A 19687-nucleotide genomic window follows, 5' to 3' on the forward strand; every position below is an offset into this window, starting at 1 on the left:
CGAGAAGGCCAGTATCGATATCATGTTTGAAGATGGAACGTATATTAATGATCTAGGAACCTTCCTGGTCTTGCGTGATTTCTCGTATCAGATTAACATACAATCCTTAAGTAACAAGATTGATGGCGCATTGGGAACCTATGTGAAGCCAGTTGTTTTTCAGAGTGATAAAGCTATTGAGATTTATAATAGTGCCATTAATTTCTCAGATATCCGATTTGAATATTCTGACCAAGAGAACGGTGCCATAGCATACCTAAATAGCACCACAAACATTGATGATTGTTGCTTTGATGCCAAGGTTAATCAGTCCTGTGTATTTGATAGATCTTACAATAAAATTGTTTTCTCAGATACTTACTTTAAGATGAATAGAGATGTGGAGGATTCTATACTCGATAAGGCCTCTGTAGGATCATTCATTAATATTGCACGATCCAAATCATCGCCAGAATTCCGACCAAAAACCATTGTGAATTCCTTAAGTGGAGGGATGATAATAGCAGGTAATGTGGAAGACCTTCTCATTGCAGAGAAAAGCCCAGTATATCTACCAAATGGTGGGATAGAGGTGCATGGAGGTTTTGTGACCAACCCTGATGGAAATATCGACATAGCTGTGCCAACTAAATTGTCACAATTGGAAAATGATATGAATCTAAGTAATGATTTTGAGGCTCTTGAGAACAAACCCAACACTATTACTTCAGAACAAGCCACTGCCATTGAAGCCAACAATAGAAAGAGTAGCTATCCCCAAGCAGATGCAGATAAGTTGGCAACCATTGAAGAGAATGCCACTGCAGGAGCCGATTGGAATGAAAATTTGAGCAATAAACCGACTACCATAAGTGAAGATCAAGCCACAGCTATTGAGGCCAATACAGCCAAACGTAGTTATCCTCAAACTGATGAAGATAAACTCTCAGGCATAGAAGAAAATGCTACTGCGGGAGCTGATTGGGACACAAATTTACAGAACAAACCTGTAACCATAAGCCCAGAACAAGCAGCTGCGATAGAAAGTAATTCTCAAAAGAATAGTTATCCACAAACAGATGAAGATAAGCTTTCAGGCATTGAAGAAAATGCCACTGTTGGTGCAGATTGGCAGGCGAATGTGAGTAATAAACCCACTACCATATCCGAAGAGCAAGCTGCAGCAATAGAGGTGAATACAGCTAAGCGTAGTTATCCACAAACGGATGAAGACAAGCTTTCTGGTATTGAAGAAAATGCCACTGTAGGAGCTGATTGGAATTCCAATTTGAGTAATAAACCGATTACCATATCAGAAGATCAAGCTGCAGCTATTGAAACAAATACGGCGAAACGTAGCTATCCTCAAACGGATGAAGATAAGATTTCAGGCATTGAGGAAAATGCCACAAGCGGAGCAGACTGGGAGGTGAATGTGAGTAATAAACCCACTACGATATCTGAGGATCAAGCCACAGCAATTGAGGCTAATACGGCAAAGCGTTCTTATCCTGAAACCGATGAAGATAAGCTTTCAGGTATTGAAGAAAACGCCACTGTTGGCGCAGATTGGAATTCCAATTTGAGTAATAAACCTGTTACCATAAGTCCAGAACAAGCTGCTGCAGTAGAAAGTAATAGTCAAAAGAATAGCTACCCACAAACAGATCAAGATAAGCTTTCAGGAATAGAGGAAAATGCGACTGTTGGAGCGGACTGGTCTAATAATTTAACAAATATACCTACAGTTCTAATAGAGTTTATTAAAGCCTTAGAAAATGATGGAGTGACACATTTTGAAATCATAGAAGATGGTACAGTTCTTCGACTAGGAAAAGAAATTGACTCAGAAGATGAAGACTAAAAAGGGCTACATATCAAGAATTCGTGAGGATTTGCGCAATGCACATAAGCACTCTAAAACCACTATTGAGAAGATTGCCAAGGGTTTTGGTATCACCAATAAAAATTTGGTGAAAGAATACACCGAATTGGCCATAGTTCTTAATGCAAGAGAGATCGCACATGATGCTTCGCTCAATACCTACGAAAAATATCTTGCTATTGTAGCTCTTTACCAATCACAAGTTAACCTTTCCATGCGCACCAGCATGAGCGTGTTGATGCAGCAGTATTCCACACCTGCACCCATTTCGTTCCTGGCATCAAGTTATGTGCGAAATCCTAAACAAGAAGCACTGTATCTAGAACCTTCAGCAGGAAATGGCTTATTGACCATTGCACTTCCATACCGCAAGACTTTTGTGAATGAATTGGATGATATTCGACTAGAAAATTTAAAGGAACAACCCTTTGCCAAAGTAAGTAGTTGGGATGCCTTAAAACCGCCTTTTGCTTATAATAAAAAGTTTGAAGGAGTGCTGACCAATCCACCTTTTGGAACGCTTTCAGAAGCCATGCTTTTTGGCAAATTTAAGATCAAACGCTTGGAACATGCCATGGCATTAAATGCCCTCAGATGCATGAAAGATGATGGAAAAGCGGCCATTATTATAGGTGGTCATACCTCATGGGATAAACAAGGCAGAGTGTCTGCAGGCAACAATCGCATCTTCCTAAATTACCTCTATCATTTTTACAATGTGGAGGACATTATACCAATTAATGGTAAGAAATTATACTCTCGACAAGGAACGTCTTTTAACACTCGATTGATACTTATTGATGGTGCAAAATACAAACCACAGGGTGCAGCTCCACTGAAAAATGAGTTGCATAATACTATAGTAAATAGCCACGAGGAACTTTGGGAAAGAGTAAAGCTTCAAAAGTCTCCTCAAGCCTCCAAAACAACTAAGAATAGTGTTGTTCTGATTAAAACAAAAGCCATTCGCATTAAACAAAAACAATTGACTCAGTTACTTGAGTTTAAAAACTACGAAGTGCTGCATTTTGACGTCTTGACCCATTTAAATAGCCTAAAAGGAGTCTATGATGTGAAGAATCTGTTTGAGAACCCCAATAAACATGGGGATGTAGTTTCTCATTTCTCACTAAAATATGCACGAGAGGATCAATGGAATTTTGAGACAGCTCGCTTTGTAATTACATGGAATAACAAGTCGATTTTTATACCAGAGATAGGTCAACAAACACTTCCAGATACCGATATAGTGAAACACATTTTTCACCTTTTACAAGAGCGCTACCCTCGACTTCTAAAACCCAATTCAAAATAACGCTCTATGAAATCAAGCATAAAATTCACGAAGAATAGCATCACCGTTCGCTTCACCAGTAAGCCGAAAAATCACATCGAATCTCGACTGCTGGAATTGGGTTTTCAGACCAAGGATAACAAGACCTTAATTCGTACTCAAAAGCTCGCTCAAAACGAACATGAATACTTGCAAGGGATGTTGGGTGTTCAAGGTTTGGGTATGGCTTATATTCCTGCAGCGGAGAAAGGATTTATCCTGGACACTACTGTTCCGGATTCCATGGGACACGAAATGCATATTGCCATCCGCAAAATCAAAAAAAGCATAGGTATGCCACTCTTCGATTTTGTGGCTGAGAAGCTGGATTATAAGAATGAGGATTTGGTGAAATCTCTTTCGTGTGAACAGATCGATGCGGTATCCTTAGCTATCTATAATATCGAAAGTCGCAAGCAAGGCATCATCGTGGGTGACCAAACAGGAATTGGAAAAGGAAGAACGGCAGCAGCTTTAATCCGCTATGGCGTGAAAGCTGGATTGCAACCCATATTCCTATCTGAAAAACCCAATCTGTTTACAGACTTATATCGTGATCTATCAGACATAGGAAGTTCCGCATTAGTACCCTTTATCGTCAATGCCAAAGAGAGTAAAACCAATATCAAGAATAAGAATGGCGATATCATTTACAAAGCACCCGAAAAACCAACGCAGGAACGCATCATAAAGGATAAAAGCATCCCGAAAAACTACAATTTTGTTTGTGCTACCTATTCTCAATTCAATCAACCCAAGAAACCAGCCAAACAGCAGTTTTTATACGCATCAGCCAAGAATAACATTATCATAATGGATGAAGCCCATAATGCTTCGGGAAGCTCCAATACTGGCGAGTTTATGCAAGATGTATTGCGCCAAACCAAAGGCGTTTGCTTCCTGTCTGCCACCTTTGCCAAACGACCAGATAACATGCCCATCTATGCTCAAAAAACATCCATGAGTGATGCCAATATGAGCAAAGAAGATTTGGTGGAAGCCATCACAAAAGGTGGTGTGGCACTGCAAGAAGTACTAGCAGCTCAGTTGGTCTCTGAGGGACAAATGATCAGGCGTGAGCGATCTTTCGAAGGTGTAGAGGTCAATTACATCGAACTAAAGGAAAAAGCCAAAGAACAGGCTCATATTGCCGATAAGGTAACTTCTATCATTCGTGATATAATCGGTTTTCAAGAGAAGTACATCAACAAACAGGTGAATGAATTGGATCAAATTGCTGCAGCCGAGGGAAAGGAAGTGGAAACTAGAAAGGGAACCAGTAAAGCAGGTGTGGATAATATTCCTTATTTCTCCAAAGTATTCAATGTAATCAACCAATTGCTGTTTAGTTTGAATGCTTCTGATGTGGCCGATCACGCCATCAAACGATTAAAAGAAGGCAAGAAACCCATTATTGCATTTGCTTCTACCATGGGAAGTTTCTTGGAAGCCATGGCGAAGCCTGATGATGTGATTAATGGCGACTTTTCAACCGTACTAGAGAAAGGATTGGATTCTGTTCTTCGCTACACAGAGAAAGATATTGATGGAGAAACAGAAGGTAAAACCTTTAATGTATCTGATCTTTCTGAGGGTGCTCAATTGGCTTATCGCGATATCATCAAACGTATTGAAGTGGCTTCCACAGGCATTACCATAAGTCCGCTCGACCTGATTATCCAAAAGATTAAAGAGGCGGGATTTACAGTTGGAGAAGTCACAGGACGTAAGCTATCGGTACAATACAATTCCACTAAAGCCAGGAATACAACAGCGCTGGTTTTAAAACGAAAAAAGGAGAATACAGCCGATTTGTTTCGACAATACAACGACAATGAGATTGATTGTCTATTGATCAATCAAAGTGGATCAACAGGTGCTTCGGCACACGCTATTGTTACAGATAAAGTCCCTGCAGAAAAGGTTAAACAGCGTGTGATGGTGATTCTACAACCAGAGCTCAACATCAATACAGAGATTCAAAAGCGAGGTCGTATCAACCGAACTGGGCAAATACTAAAGCCTATCTACGATTATATTATTTCATCTATCCCTGCTCAAAAGCGTTTTATGATGATGCTTAAAAAGAAGCTGAAATCATTGGATGCCAATACCACCTCGAACCAAAAGAGTAGCAAATCTCAGTTGGAATCGGATGATTTTCTCAATAAGTATGGTGATAAGATGGTTCGTCAATATATGATGGAAAATCCGGAGCTCAATAAAGCCCTGGATAATCCACTCAAATTTGAAGGCAAAGAAAGTGATGAAACACCCAGCGAAGGTGATGCTTCAAAGGTTACAGGACGTGTGGCTGTGCTTTCAGTTAAAGAACAAGAGAAGTTCTATAGCGAAGTGATAGAGCGCTATAATGATTATATCGATTACCTCAAACAATCGGATGAATACGATTTGGAAGTCGAAGTGCTGAACCTAAAGGCTGTATCCAAAGACAAAAGTGTGGTGATTGCTGGTAAGGGAGGACGCTCTGTTTTTGGTAATGATACCTTCTTAGAAAAGTGTGAGTGTAATGTGTTGAAGAAACCTTATACCAAAACAGAGCTTGATAAACTGATCAAGAAGCAACTTGCTAATCAACATCCAGATAGCATTACCAATAATATTATTGAAGCTCATGAGAAGTATGTAGAGCATAAACTAAAAACGGATATCAATGCTTTAGAACTTAAGTATAAAGAACTATTGGATGGCATTTCTGAAGAAAAGGGATATCAGAAAATACCTGTTTTTGAGAAGCATCAGCGCATGCAATATATCACTGACAGAGAAGATGAAATTATTCAAGCCAAAAGTCTAGAGGCTAACCGAATCCAAACGCAAAGCAATAACCGAAAATCATATCTAAATGGATTCTTCCGCTTTTTTCAGGTGGGGCATGGATATTATTATCCGGCGCTTAGTTTTGAAAGCGATAGTAGCGATAATTCATATTGTATTTTCTTGGGGTTCGATATCAATAGCAAGCGAAATAACCCTTATGCACCATCAGCAGTAAAGCTTCGCTTTGCCATAGCCGATAGTCGTAAATACATTGTATTGGCCTGCTCAGGAGATACGGCCAAGGAAATTGAACGAATCCAGGCACGTAGTTTTCAGTTATCGACTTCCCAAAAGGAAAATCTAATTGATCGATGGGATGAAGCGATAAAAGACTTTACCCTGGACCGACAAACCAGATACATTGTTACAGGAAATATACTGCAAGGTTCTGCGGACTTTTCGGGTAAGCTCGTGAGCTTTACCACAAAAGGCAAAGGTGTTCAAAAAGGCATTTTAATGTCCGAAGCATGGTCGCCAGAGAATGCCGATAACAAAGCCAATAGTTATGTGGTTGCACCCATAGCAAAGCTTCAAAAGCACATTATAAGCCTTAGAAGTAGCGCCAATATAACCACAGAGAATAAGATTACGATTACTCGCCATTTCGATGATACTTTCAAAATCATCATGCCCAAAACCAAGAGTCACATCCCCATTTATACGGATAAGGAAGTGCTGAAACTATTACAGAACACACGAGATGGTTTTGAGATGATTTCAGGCAACATGAAGGCATCAGTGAGCACTGAAAAGATGCCCAAACTGATCAAGCTATTGGGAGAGCGATTCAGTCTATCTGTAAAAGTACCTCGCCATTATTTCGAGGAGTTTTTGAAGAAAGGAACACAGCATACAAACACTACAGACATCCTTACCAAAGAGGCCATGCAGATGTTTGAAACGGATAAAAAAGCCTTCCCTCAAAAGCTTGCCAAACAAAGAAAAACCACATCAAAGGGTAAAACCATTCGAATGGATAAATCTAAAAGCTTACAGATTGTGAAGCTTCGAGCCAAAGCCATTTTGATTATGCAAAAGCAGATGAGCAATGTAGCAGGACTTGGTATACATCCTAAAATTAAGACACTACTATGAGCCGAACTACAAAAATAAGCTTACGTACAGATCTTTTCCCTGAACTCAAGGGCATTGATGATGATGTGGAAAAAGCCTTGCAGGACAAGCAAAAGAACCGTGCTTTTAAAGATGCAGGAAAGCGTGTGCATGGTTCTCGTAAAGAGCAAGCTATGTACAGCAAACTCATAGGCAGTAAGGATTTAAATAATATAGAACAGGATGAAGTAACAGCCATCGAGCTCATTAAGAAAGACAAGGTTTTTCCTAAGATTGATGCTCAAATAGAAAAGGAAAATGGAACGGATTCGGGATGTGCCTTTTTAAAATCGAAGATTCGCCAAGCATATCCAGCAAAGCCTTATCTGAATACCAAAGAATCGAGGGCACAATACGTGAAAATGGCAGAAGCAATCCATGAGGTACTAAGCGAAGCTATTGTTATTGATGATTTGAAGAAGCTATATACTATAGCAACAAACGAACAAATTGTTCCAAGAACTGATTTTACAATGCTCTTTGGTAAGAAGCTGCGTAATCTGGTATCTGTGCTTTACGGCTATTCGAGTGGTGTTGGTGTGGCAAAGAAAACACTCACTGAAGCTCGCCAGTATTCTGGTGTGAGCAAAGAAACGGCTGCACCTCTTTACCAGAACCTAAAAACCTATTACGATAAGCTCATTGAAAAACAACAGAAGTGCATTGATTCAGCCAAGCAGATTATCACATCGGCTGATTTAAAAAGTCATAAATACAGTGATCTGACTTTTAGAGGTGGTATGCTATCAAGCATGAATAGCATTCCAGAATACGTAAAGTATGTGGAGTCGGTTTGTACTCGATTTATCAATGATTACAAAAGGGAATTTAATACCAAAAAGGAGCTTTTTCCATACAAAGAATTCAAACCAGATTGGTCATGGGCTGATACTAATCGAAAAAGCAAATCAGAAAGCACTACAAAGCCAAAAATAGCAGCCATACCGCTTAGCTATATTAAGCGCACTGGTGGTTTATTCATAGAGCAAGCAGATGAACAGACTGTTATTCATAAACTGCATTTTAAATCGATTACTCTTGGAAACTACGTTAAGGACAATGAAGCTCAGGAGCACATACGACATTTTGTGGCATCCATCGTTGATCTATGCGAGATATTGGATATTGATTTAAGTATAAATCAAAAGCTGGCCATCGGTTTTGGAGCATTTGGACGAGGAGGTAAAGCGATGGCAACCTATTATCCAACTCGGCAATTGATTAACCTCACCAAACGCAATGGTGATGGTTCTGTGGCACATGAATGGGGACATTTCTTCGATCACTTTTTGAATGAATTTGGTTTGAGTAGGTTATCACTATTGTCAGAGACTACCTATGATTTAATACTAGAGAAATTTGGTCGGAATAGAACTTACCTGAATAACTCAAAGAAATCATTCCGTAAGGCTTATTTCATAAGCACCCTAGGATATATAATAGAAACTGGAGTCACCCAGTCACCATTCCATAAAAGCATGGCTGCACTGGTGAGTATGTTGCGTTTTAGCTACAATCATGAAGATAAATCATTGATAAGTTTTACGGATGCACAAAGCCATGAGAAGAAATCGACTGATAGTTACCTGTATCACTATTCAAAACAACAAGGCTCCTATTGGAAGAATATGGCTGAACTGTTTGCCAGAAGCTTTGAATGCTATATCTACGATAAGCTGAAGGAAAAGAATCGAGAGAATAATTACCTGGTATCTGGAGGCATGTTTGCCCATCCAGTTTACCCCCAGGGAAAAGAGCGCACTTACATCAATAAGTGTTTCGACAATTTGATGGAAGCAGTAAAGGTTCAATTTAAGCTCAAGTCCTTTACGCCATTCACCAAACAAAGAGCAGATGAATACATCGATTTAACGGAGAAAGGCAGTGTAAACAAGGGTGTAATTGTAGGTAAAGATCGAAAACTAGCTCTTGCTAAGATAAGAGCCAAAGCCATCCGCATCAAACAAAAGCAAGCACTAGCCAAGTTGGAAAAATAGGAACTAAAACGTAATACAGATAGATATGAAACTTACAATAAAGAACTACAAAGAAGCTACCAAAAGCATTGATTTTAAGAAATTACCAGAGGTAGCTCAGGAAGCCCACAAGGAGTTTGATTCATTTGCTGATTTCTACAATGAAGATAAGGATATCAAAGAGATGTTGGATAATCACTTTAAGATTGTAGAACCCTATCTAAAGGATGCAGCGAAGAAAACTACAATTGCTAAAAAGTCTAACACTAAGACTCAAAAAACAGCAAAGAAACCTGCTACAAAAAGAACCATAACTAAGAAGGCAAAAGCACCTAAAAAAGCCAAACGAAAAGCCATAGAAGTGGATTTAATGCCCATGGAGATAAAGGTAATTAGGCGTTACCTGAATTTTCATAACAAGAGCGTTACCGAACGGCAAGTATCCCTTTTATATAAGGTCATTCAGAAGGCAGCTACTGAGAAAACCATCCGAAAAACAAGTAAGTATGCCTCAGAGATTAAAAGCATCAGCAATGATCTGATTAAGACCTATAAGGAGATGAATGCTACCTGTAAGTTTGAAGTTCCGTCTTCAATATATAGTAAACTTAAGGGAATAGTAGATGATTATGGTGTTACTCCAGCTGTTGCACTCATAAAGCGCTTTATCAATCTGTACGGCAACATCACAAAGGAAAAGGCACAACGGCTACTCACTACTATTACCAATTCTCTGAAAAATGGGAAAGTGAAGCAATCTGAAAAGGAGTACGATCAGATTAAGAAGGTGCAAAAGCATTTAAACGATTACCTGGAAAGTGATAAATTGCTAGTTACAAGTGTTCAGCTCAATGGCTTAAAAGGAATAGCCGGATTGGGAAAGTAAATACCACTACTGCATCGCCCAAGAGTAGTGGTACAAGAGCAAGGGCAGTAAATAAGTCTATCAATGTTTCACCAGATCAAGTAGTATCAGCAAGTGAATTGGCTCAAATGAAGTTTTCTACTTTACGCATTGGCGGTAAGTTTGGTAAACTGCTCGGGCAACCTTACAGTCCTTTTTATCTGATGATTTATGGTAAGCGATTCAATGGAAAGAGTTCCGTAGCCATGTTGCTGGCCAATGTTCTGGTGAAGAGCAAACTTAAAGTGCTTTATATCTCCAACGAAGAAGGTGTAAAAGCCTCGCTACAGGAGAAGTTATTGCGTTTGAATATTACGCAGCCTATTGATTTTGTGGAAGATTATAACCCGAAGCAATTCAAGGCATACGATGTGGTGTTTTTTGATAGTACCCAAACCATAGGTATTAAACCTGATGATTTTAAGGTATTGAAGCGACAATTCCCCAATACATCATTTGTGCTTGTATTTAAGGCCAATCGTGATGGTACATCAAAAGGGGGAAGCGACTGGGAGCATGATTGCGATGCCATTATGCACATCGAAAATCAATCAGCCACCATGGAGAAAAACCGTTTCCCAAACGGCAGTAACGAAACCATTAAAATATTCTAATCATGGAAGAAATGACCATTAAATTCTACTGGGTAGTCATTGCTGCCTTTAGCTCATTAATTGTGGGTGTTTTGTCCTACATCATTAGAAATGCACTGGCAAAAAATGCAACTAAAGAAACGGTGGAAGCCAAAACAGACCTGCTTGAAAAGGACATTAAACACTTGACAAAAGAACTGAATTTATGCGAAGGAAAGTTCGCCGTATTGCACAAACGCATATCAGATTTAAGGGATAGCTCCAAGGAAATATACGTGAGCAAGGAGCTATTCCATCAAACCATTAAACAGCTTAACGAGAAGCTAGATACCATACTAAAATTTGTAGAACGATGAGAAAACTATTTTCAAAGCTAAGCAACGCAGGAGTTGCAAGTACACTTAAAGAAGGAACAAAACTGATAGATGAGATTTTTACCACCAAGGAGGAAAAGCTCCAGGGTAAAATGGAACTCTTTAAGATGGCTGTTTCAGACCGAAACTCAGCTCGAAACATGTATGCCAAAGACAACTGGTTACAAAAGACCTTTGCAATCTTCTTCCTAGTTGCATGGTGTTCTTTAACATTCGTAATGCTTAACTATTTCGTGTTTCAAACCATTGAATTGCAAGATTGGCAAATTGCCTTTATAAGCAGTATCAATGGCGGCATATCTACAAAACTAAGCACGATAATAGACTTCCTTTTTGGAGGTTCAATAAGTGGAGTAAATGATGTCAAACTAAAATCTAAACGATCATGAAACATATAAAAACATTTGAGGAGCTTTTTGATGGCGTTATCAAGCACGAAGGATATTATGCCAATGTAGAGGGCGACCGTGGTGGTGAAACCTATATGGGTGTTGCCCGAAATCTACACCCAGAATGGAATGGTTGGAAGTATATTGATGCATATAAAGAGACTTATGGCAAAATCGCTTGGAATAAGCATATTGACATCCCTGAATTGGAATGTATGGTAAAGGATTTTTATTACCATACATTTTACAAGAAATACAGTATTGATAGAATATTACACGGTTCTATACAGGAGATCATATTTGATTGGTGTGTGAACAGTGGCTATTGGGGAAGCTGTGGTGTTCAAAAGGTATTGAACCGCTTCTTCGATTGTGAACTTAAATTAGATGGAATAATTGGTAAGAACACAGTTAAAGCAATTAACGATTGTTCTTCTGAGTCACTGTTTAATGCTATTAAATCTGCTCGTATTCACTACTACAAAACCATTGCTAAAAAAGGTCAGAACTATAAGTTTTTAAAGGGGTGGTTGAAGAGGATTAATCAGATTAAGTATGATCATAATCTCAAATAAATATTTTAGGAAACACTTATCCTTCCTACACCAGTAGCCATAGTTATTATACAAGTAATTAGATGTTTGTATAAGTCGGATTTGGTTTGTTTAAAACCTGAGATTGTATTACTATTGTACTATAATCTAAATTATTAATCAAAACCTAAACCAAGTTAGTCAAACTTTTTCCGTAATTTATGTATAAAATAAAACTAGTTGTAAACAGCTATGAACGCTGGCTTACAAGCTTGCGCTACGAGTACTTTTGTCCCGTAGAAATGGATCCTGAATACTATAAAAAGTATTTACAAAAGAATTTTCCTTTTGAATCTGCCGATACAACAGATATGGCTATGGCTCCCTATAACCACCGTACCATACCAGTGGTGAAAATTTCAGAGTACGATAAAAAACTCATAAAAGATAGCTTACGAGAAGCTGAGTTTGCCGTTAAGCATGGCGAATCAGATATTGGTGCCAAGGAATTTTCCTCATTTGGCGAAAAGAATCCATTAAAGTCTAAATACTATACAAAATTGGCTAAGGCACGCCAACGTAATGGGCTCGATTATGGTATAGCTCCCAATTACACTTATAATTACGATAGTTATATACGACCTGTGCAACAAATAACAAAGCCCATCGAGTATAATAAGTTTGGAGGTATATTTAACCTCACGCTCGATTCGGGTGAAGATGATGACTTTTTGTACGAATGGTTGTTACAGGGCGATATGAAACAAGGTAAATTAGTATTCTACGATGGCGACCTTGACCAAGCTTTTAAAATAGAATTTTGGGACTGTTACTGCATTAGTGTCGGTGAGCAAATGACTTCAACAGGTAGTAGCGCCATGCAAATGAACCTACGTTTGTCTCCTGCTATTACCCGTAACCGAAGCGAAGAACATCAAAAAGTGTGGAAAGTTACCGATATAACCCCTAACGATAAGGCTTTTGGCCCTGGACCTGTAGACGATGAACCTGTACAAGAACCCGAGTGGATTGAAAGTTACATTACAGATATGCAGGGCAAGCGCATAGACGATTACCAAATTGGCGATACTATTATCGTAGTATTTAAAACACGCCATTTAGTAGGCAAAAAGATAAGTCTTAATTTAGATGATAAGGACGCCGACTTTGAATACAATGGGAATAGGCTCGAGAACGATATTTTAAGTAATTACCTTGTGAATAATAATACCGAACAAGTAGAACTAACCGTTATAGAACAAGCATAATGACAACATTTACATTTTCATCAGAACATATATCAGGTACAATGACATCTCCTGAGGTTAAATTAAGAGTCTCAGAATGCCGTATTGAATTTACTCCTTACAAGAAGGAAGGAAAAAAAGCAAGGACAAAAGGAGAATTTGGTTTTGATAGTATTGACAGTAATACGTTAAAAAAAATTACACATAGTTATACGCCTCAATTTACCGATACCTATACGCCCATAAACGATATTGGTAATGATGTTTATTATACCCCATGGCTTAGTTTGGCTATAAATAAAGAGGTTAAACTAGCTTTAAACATTGAAAAGTTAACTAAACAACTAAACGGAAAAATTACCATTGAAGGCGATAGTAACGGCTGCTTTATTATTGAATGCTACGATAAGTCGGATAAGGAATGTACTGATGTAAAAACAGCTAAATATATAAGAATTAAATGCCTAAAAACATCAGTATCTCCTACTCAAATTACATTAAAAGTAAATGATATTGTGGCTGGCGCCATTAATATACATCACCCAAAAACTAAGCAGGTGAATGTGAGGTGGTATTATGTAGGACAAGGAGAAGATTCATTAAAGCAATTAGACAAGAGCATTAAAATACCAAAACTTAAACAATGGTTAAAACAAGCCTTCAACCCAGCCCTAATTCATGTTAAATTAGTTAATAGTGAGGCACATATAATAGATCTTAGTTTTACAAAAAAAGATGACTTTTATGATGATTTAAAAAAGTTGATAAACAATTACACTGCTAATCAAGAAAATAAGGAGTTAACCACACTGGAACCACATAATGGACTATTCTTCACTAAATTGGATATTCAAGTAGATAAAAAGAACGCATTGATTGACATTGCTAAAAAAGAAAAATGGCACTATAATTTGAATGATGAAATAAAGAAATACAAAGCCATAGAAACCATAGCAAACTGTTTAACCATAGAAAGCAAAAAGGAATTGCCTCCCAAATTGAACAGGAGAAAATCTTATGTTGATAGTTTAAAAGAATTGCAGCATACTGAAGCAGGTGAGGACAATACCGTACATTTATTAATATCAAATATCTCGAGTTACTCAACTGACTCAGGCGGAATACTTTTAAATGGGGGTGTTGCAAAAACAGGGCATAACACAGCCAATGTGTTTTTTGGCAATGGCGCTGCACTTGAAAATTATAAGAAAGAAAAAGAGTGTACCATTGAATATACGCCAGAAGTAGAATTGCCACATGAGCTGATGCATTGCTTGGGGCTTAAAGACCTGCACAATGCACAAAGCCAATTAGGAGTAAGCTTTGAGAAAGGAAAAACCGACAATTATATGGATTACGATAATACAAAAAAGCATACCCAAAAACAGCAATGGGATATATTGCATAACAGTTCTTTTACCTATTAAAAACTAATTTACATGAAAACCCTAGCACCATTATTAATAATATGCCTTATTGCCATAAGTATAAGTAGTTGCTTATGTCATAAAACTTATACAAAGAAAGGCGTTCGTGGCAACCGCTCCTATACTACCACACACACCAGCCGAAAATACAATAAGCTAAAGCAGCAGTTTTTGGTTTCGGATGAGCTCTGCAAGAATAATCCCTTGTTTGATTTTCCTGAAAAACATCTAGATATATCAACATTTGCTTCCCTTATTGAACTGAATGATTCTGCACGCATGGATGATTCTAACTTTAAAAAAGATAAGCAAGATATACCCATTGTATACGAGGATGATTCTCTTGAAATTACAATAAGTAAGTATCAAGAAAGACCAGAAATACATATAGATATATATAACAAAAAGCTATTTGTAACACAAACTTTTAAATATCAACAAAACAGTTTGGTCTACACTTCATTAGGAATGTATGTTGGTGTAAGTTATCACTTTGAGAACAAATCATACAAGGACTATGAAGATGGAAGTTTAAGGCCATTATTAAATATTGATAATTCAAATTATTTAAAATCCTTTACCGTACACACAAGTAATAGTAGATACTATAAAAGCCCTGCTGACTCTATAAAAGAGGTACAAGCAGGTGAAGCTATAAAAAAAGAGTACCCAATTAGCTGGCTAGAAGCCCTTGAGTTAGCAAAAGTTTATGGAGGAAAAATGCTCACTGATGATACAAGGGTTCGAAAATCTTTACAAGATGAGGTGTTTTTCTTTATTTCAAAGGAAGAAGATCGCACCTCATTTAAAGATTATGTCGATTACATATCTATAAATGCTAAAACAGGTGAGTTATTTCATCGCCACGCAAAAACAAGACCAGACTATGAACTAGTTGAATACGACAATGAAAACAGGTCTGCTTTTATGCGCTGGCTACGACCCAATAAACCAAAATACGAATACGAGTAATTGGTATATACTGTGAAAATACTAACACCATTATTAATAATATGCCTTATTGCCATAAGTATAAGTAGTTGCTTATGTCATAAAACTTATACAAAGAAAGGCGTTCGTGGCAACCGCTCCTATACTACCACACACACCAGCCGAAAATACAATAAGCTAAAGCAGCAGTTTTTGGTTTCGGATGAGCTCTGCAAGAATAATCCCTTGTTTGATTTTCCTGAAAAATATCTAGATATATCTACATTTGCATCCCTTATTGAACTGAATGATTCTGCACGCATGGATGATTCTAACTTTAAAAAGGATAAACGAGGTAGACCCATTGTATACGAGGATGATTCTCTTAGAATTACAATAACTCATTATCCTGATGAAGCAGATATATATATCTATAATAAAAAGCTATTTGTAACGCAATATGTTAGTTACGCTCAAAACAGCCTTGTTTTTACTTCATTTGGAATGTATGTTGGTGTAAGTTATAAATTTGATAATTATTCCTTCAGAAAATATGAGAATGATAGTTTAAGGCTATTATTAAATATTGATAACTCAAATTATTTAAAATCCTTTACCGTACACACAAGTAATAGTACCTATTACAAAAGCCCTGCTGACTCTATAAAGGAGGTGCAAGCAGGCGAAGCTATAAAAAAAGAGTACCCAATTAGCTGGCTAGAAGCCCTTGAGTTGGTGAAACTATATGATAGCGAAATACTTACTGATGAGATGAGTATTGGAAGAAAAATTAATAAAGGATACTGGTACTTTATATCAAAGGAACATGATCGCGAGTCATTTAATGACTATGTTGATTATATACGTATTGATGCCAAAACAGGTGAGTTTTTTCTTAATCATAGGAAAACACAACCCTACGACCAGCTTGTAGAATACGACATTGAAAACAGGTCTGCTTTTATGCGCTGGCTACGACCCAATAAACCAAAATACGAATACGAGTAATTGGTATAAACTGTGAAAATACTAACACCATTATTAATAATATGCCTTATAGCCATGAGTATAAGTAGTTGCTTATGTCATAAAACTTATACAAAGAAAGGCGTTCGTGGCAACCGCTCCTATACTACCACACACACCAGCCGAAGAGAGGTTAAAGCCCGAAACTGTTTATATTAAGGAGGGGTCGATAAAAGGACAGAACAATAACTTGTGGTTTGAGAGAGTCCAAGGGGGTAATGCATTAAAATTAGAACCCTTAGATATGTTAGGGGAGAGTTCAGGTATAAGTAAACCTTACGAGCAATCAAAAGTTAAAATTAATGATCTTAAAGTTATAGATAAACCATAAAAGGAAACTTATGAAACCACTATTAATAGGGATATTATTGAGTATAAATATATTTTCATTTAGTCAATCTTCTAAGGTATTATTAAAGAATGAATTAAAAGCTGATAGTCTCTTTTTTAATTCTATTTTAAATAAACTTCATAAAGATTCCGCAAAAAAAACTCAAACAATTCACGATACTGTAATAACTGCTTCTGAATTTAATTTTATTAATAACAAATACACTAACATAGGTAATAAAGATCAATTTAAAATTTATTATAAAGATAATAGGGTACTAAAAATTCAAGGGTACATCATAAATGGGTATAAAATTAACTTTTATTTTTATTATCATAATAATAAAAGATATATTCTATACACTTACTATTATAGGACACAAACAGATGGACTTCCTGTTTTAGGGAATGGATATATGGTGAATAGATGTGACAACCCATATTATATATTGCTCTTGCAATTCTCAAAAGATGTATATATAATGGATAATGTGAGCTCATTGGGTTTAAATTATAATGCTAGAGATATCATAAGAACTTATAGTCTCAATGGAAATTTAGATACTAGAAAAATATATTATTGGTATAAAGGAGAGTCTAGGGCTTATGCCAGCTCTATACCAATCCTTAAGAAAGGCTTTGAAAAAGGACTAGGATGGTATTCTATTTATGGGGAGGCTGCCAATATTTGTAATTTTACATTGGAGGAACTAATATTTTTTGTACACCATAACGGTACAACAGACGATATTTCTTACGACCCAATACATAGTATTGAGGTTCAATACACAAAAGATCAGTATCCTCTATGGATTCACGATTCACTATTTTATAACTCCGAGAATTAAGGCTACTAAGTAATTACCTAGGTATGGATTAAAGTATGGAAATGTAGAATATGATTATGGTGCAAATAGATATGTTCGTAAGCAAAAATAAGATTCTCGCTTAGAGTTTATACAAACCTTAATGGGTTACAATCAATTAGCAAGCGATTTTAATGTGGTTAATCTATTTATAAATATATCTAGCTTTAGTACAAATGACCTTCGTGGAGATAGTATCGATTTAAATGGAGGGGTTACACAAGCTGGTAGCAACGCATGTTTAATTTACTATGGCAATAAATTAGTTGTTGAAAATTATAATGATAAACATGAATCATCTCTAGAATACGAACCCCAAGTTGAAATACCACACGAAGTAATGCATTGCCTGGATTTACAAGATATATTTAAGGCACAAAAACAATTAGACGTTCTATTTAAGAAAGGTAGAACCGACAATTATATGGATTACAATAATAACAAAACACATACCCTAAAAAAGCAATGGGATATTATGCACAACAGTAAGTTTGCCGTAACCAAAAAATAATTACAGAAATGAAAATATACCTATATATAACCACTTTATTTATAGCTATAAGCGTAATGAGTTGTGCTAGCACTAAAAATAAAGCGTATAAAGAATTGTGTAAGCATTATATCAATACAGCTGAATTAGATACTATTATGGGGATGGATCAATTTCCCATGCAGTATCTTGAGTTTGAAAAAACATTTCCAAAACCTTACCAAATGTTAAAAGATTACCTGAATGATAGTACAGCAGAAAGTAGACAAGTTTTTTATGAAGATGACAAAGTTCGTAAAACTACGCGTATTTCTGGTGTGGATTCCTTTTCAGGCTTACATGGCATAAATATATATATATATATAATAAAAAAAATAATATAACTGAAGTAATTATATACGAGGAGGATGGGTACAAAATGAGTTGGTTTAATTTAGGTAATACTTCCTCTGTTGTTGGATATGAGTTTTGGGGAGTAACCATCACTAATTGTAATCATATAAAACATTACAAGGAACAGCGTCTTTCAAACCCTAATGCATTTCGTTATTATAATTATAAACAATTACTTAAAGAGGAAAATAAAATTAAGAAAAAATATCCAATCACTGTTTTAGAGGCATACGAACTGGCTAAATTTTATCATGGCAAGCCTCTTAAAGCAATTACTGAACACGGGGTATATAGTTCTACTACAGATAAGAATACTTGGTCGGTATGTTTTTATGGTGAGTCTAAGGAATATGTTGATTATTATAAGGTAAAAGCTAAAAATGGCAAAATAAAATATAGAAGAGGATACTCAATGCCTTAGTTTTTTTTATAAAAAATATGAAAAGATCCAGCAGGATGAATAAGCGTTTAATATATATAACCACTTTATTTATAGCTATAAGCATAATGGGTTGTGCTAGTCCGAGATAAAATAGGCCCCTTTAAAATAGAGGATATTAGTAGATATAATATACTTGATTTTGAGTATAAAGGCAAAAATGCTTGACATTAACAAGCATCGTTACTATAACGTTAATGCTGAAACTTGAAAAATACAAAGTAAATTTATTTATTGTACAAAGATACCTTGATTTGGAGGATCATTTAGCCAAACAAAACACGTCTATGCACTCAAAACAGCTAGCTTTTAGTTTCCTATGTGTCCTATGATGATCAAATTAAGCTGATCACAGAAGTAGAATCTTAAAAGAGACCATTCGAGTGATGGTTATAACAGGCTTTTCTAGCCCTGATTCATGTTAATTTAGTCATTATAAATGCTCTCAAAATAGACCTTTGCTTAGTGGGAAAGTTAATTTTTTAATCTAACATGGGTTTAATCTAACATGGGTTTAATTCCCCGAGGCTTGCCTCGTATTTACTATCTTTAGACTCGATATCAAAAGATAGTAAAGAAATACACAAGAGTCATAATGTTACGGTATTGCTTTATCATA

At 36.6% G+C, this 19687-nt stretch carries 18 protein-coding genes; all 18 read left to right on the forward strand.

Annotated elements, in window-relative coordinates; all coding sequences use genetic code 11:
• A partial coding sequence (locus A8B35_RS23450) for a hypothetical protein (protein WP_171973251.1) occupies positions 1 to 1843 on the forward strand: 1843 nt, incomplete at its 5' end.
• Entirely contained in the window at positions 1833 to 3179 is a 1347-nt protein-coding gene (locus A8B35_RS21105; RefSeq protein ID WP_068475503.1) for an SAM-dependent methyltransferase, read from the forward strand. The genes A8B35_RS23450 and A8B35_RS21105, both read left to right, overlap by 11 nt.
• 6 nt (positions 3180 to 3185) lie before the next feature.
• Positions 3186 to 7133 (forward strand): strawberry notch-like NTP hydrolase domain-containing protein, encoded by a 3948-nt coding sequence (locus tag A8B35_RS21110; protein WP_075603962.1) that lies wholly within the window; start codon positions 3186 to 3188, stop codon positions 7131 to 7133.
• Positions 7130 to 9148: an LPD1 domain-containing protein gene (locus A8B35_RS21115; protein WP_068475507.1), complete on the forward strand. Its 2019-nt coding sequence runs from the start codon at positions 7130 to 7132 to the stop codon at positions 9146 to 9148. Before A8B35_RS21110 ends, A8B35_RS21115 begins: the two co-directional genes overlap by 4 nt.
• Before the next feature lie 25 nt (positions 9149 to 9173).
• Positions 9174 to 10013 (forward strand): hypothetical protein, encoded by an 840-nt coding sequence (locus A8B35_RS21120; protein WP_068475509.1) that lies wholly within the window; start codon positions 9174 to 9176, stop codon positions 10011 to 10013.
• A 107-nt stretch (positions 10014 to 10120) separates the two neighbouring features.
• Positions 10121 to 10645, forward strand: coding sequence for a P-loop NTPase family protein (locus A8B35_RS21125; protein WP_068475511.1), 525 nt, complete (start codon positions 10121 to 10123; stop codon positions 10643 to 10645).
• A 2-nt stretch (positions 10646 to 10647) separates the two neighbouring features.
• Positions 10648 to 10980: a hypothetical protein gene (locus tag A8B35_RS21130; RefSeq protein ID WP_068475513.1), complete on the forward strand. Its 333-nt coding sequence runs from the start codon at positions 10648 to 10650 to the stop codon at positions 10978 to 10980.
• A complete protein-coding gene (locus A8B35_RS21135; protein WP_068475515.1) occupies positions 10977 to 11387 on the forward strand; it encodes a hypothetical protein in 411 nt (136 codons plus the stop codon). The genes A8B35_RS21130 and A8B35_RS21135 overlap by 4 nt, the downstream gene beginning before the upstream one ends.
• Positions 11384 to 11962 carry a glycoside hydrolase family 108 protein gene (locus A8B35_RS21140; RefSeq protein ID WP_068475517.1) on the forward strand — a complete coding sequence of 193 codons (579 nt, stop codon included), beginning with the start codon at positions 11384 to 11386 and terminating at the stop codon, positions 11960 to 11962. Before A8B35_RS21135 ends, A8B35_RS21140 begins: the two co-directional genes overlap by 4 nt.
• A 179-nt stretch (positions 11963 to 12141) precedes the next feature.
• A complete protein-coding gene (gene tssD / locus A8B35_RS21145; RefSeq protein WP_068475519.1) occupies positions 12142 to 13188 on the forward strand; it encodes a type VI secretion system tube protein TssD in 1047 nt (348 codons plus the stop codon).
• Positions 13188 to 14594, forward strand: a complete 1407-nt coding sequence (locus tag A8B35_RS23640; protein WP_075603963.1) for a hypothetical protein — start codon at positions 13188 to 13190, stop codon at positions 14592 to 14594. The genes tssD and A8B35_RS23640 overlap by 1 nt, the downstream gene beginning before the upstream one ends.
• A 12-nt stretch (positions 14595 to 14606) precedes the next feature.
• Complete coding sequence (locus A8B35_RS21155) at positions 14607 to 15566, forward strand: hypothetical protein (RefSeq protein ID WP_068475523.1); 960 nt, start codon at positions 14607 to 14609, stop codon at positions 15564 to 15566.
• Between the two features lie 12 nt (positions 15567 to 15578).
• Positions 15579 to 16532: a hypothetical protein gene (locus A8B35_RS21160; RefSeq protein WP_139314969.1), complete on the forward strand. Its 954-nt coding sequence runs from the start codon at positions 15579 to 15581 to the stop codon at positions 16530 to 16532.
• Between the two features lie 106 nt (positions 16533 to 16638).
• Positions 16639 to 16881 (forward strand): hypothetical protein, encoded by a 243-nt coding sequence (locus tag A8B35_RS21165; RefSeq protein ID WP_068475527.1) that lies wholly within the window; start codon positions 16639 to 16641, stop codon positions 16879 to 16881.
• A gap of 10 nt (positions 16882 to 16891) precedes the next feature.
• Positions 16892 to 17728, forward strand: coding sequence for a hypothetical protein (locus A8B35_RS21170; RefSeq protein ID WP_068475529.1), 837 nt, complete (start codon positions 16892 to 16894; stop codon positions 17726 to 17728).
• A 121-nt stretch (positions 17729 to 17849) separates the two neighbouring features.
• Positions 17850 to 18257 (forward strand): hypothetical protein, encoded by a 408-nt coding sequence (locus A8B35_RS23645; RefSeq protein ID WP_068475531.1) that lies wholly within the window; start codon positions 17850 to 17852, stop codon positions 18255 to 18257.
• 8 nt (positions 18258 to 18265) lie between these two features.
• Complete coding sequence (locus A8B35_RS21180; RefSeq protein WP_068475533.1) at positions 18266 to 18619, forward strand: hypothetical protein; 354 nt, start codon at positions 18266 to 18268, stop codon at positions 18617 to 18619.
• A 35-nt stretch (positions 18620 to 18654) separates the two neighbouring features.
• Positions 18655 to 19050: a hypothetical protein gene (locus A8B35_RS21185; protein WP_068475535.1), complete on the forward strand. Its 396-nt coding sequence runs from the start codon at positions 18655 to 18657 to the stop codon at positions 19048 to 19050.
• Positions 19051 to 19687 lie beyond the last annotated feature (637 nt).

It is taken from the genome of Saccharicrinis aurantiacus (assembly GCF_001660705.2).
In the GTDB taxonomy this organism is placed as follows: Bacteria; Bacteroidota; Bacteroidia; order Bacteroidales; family Marinilabiliaceae; genus Saccharicrinis; species Saccharicrinis aurantiacus.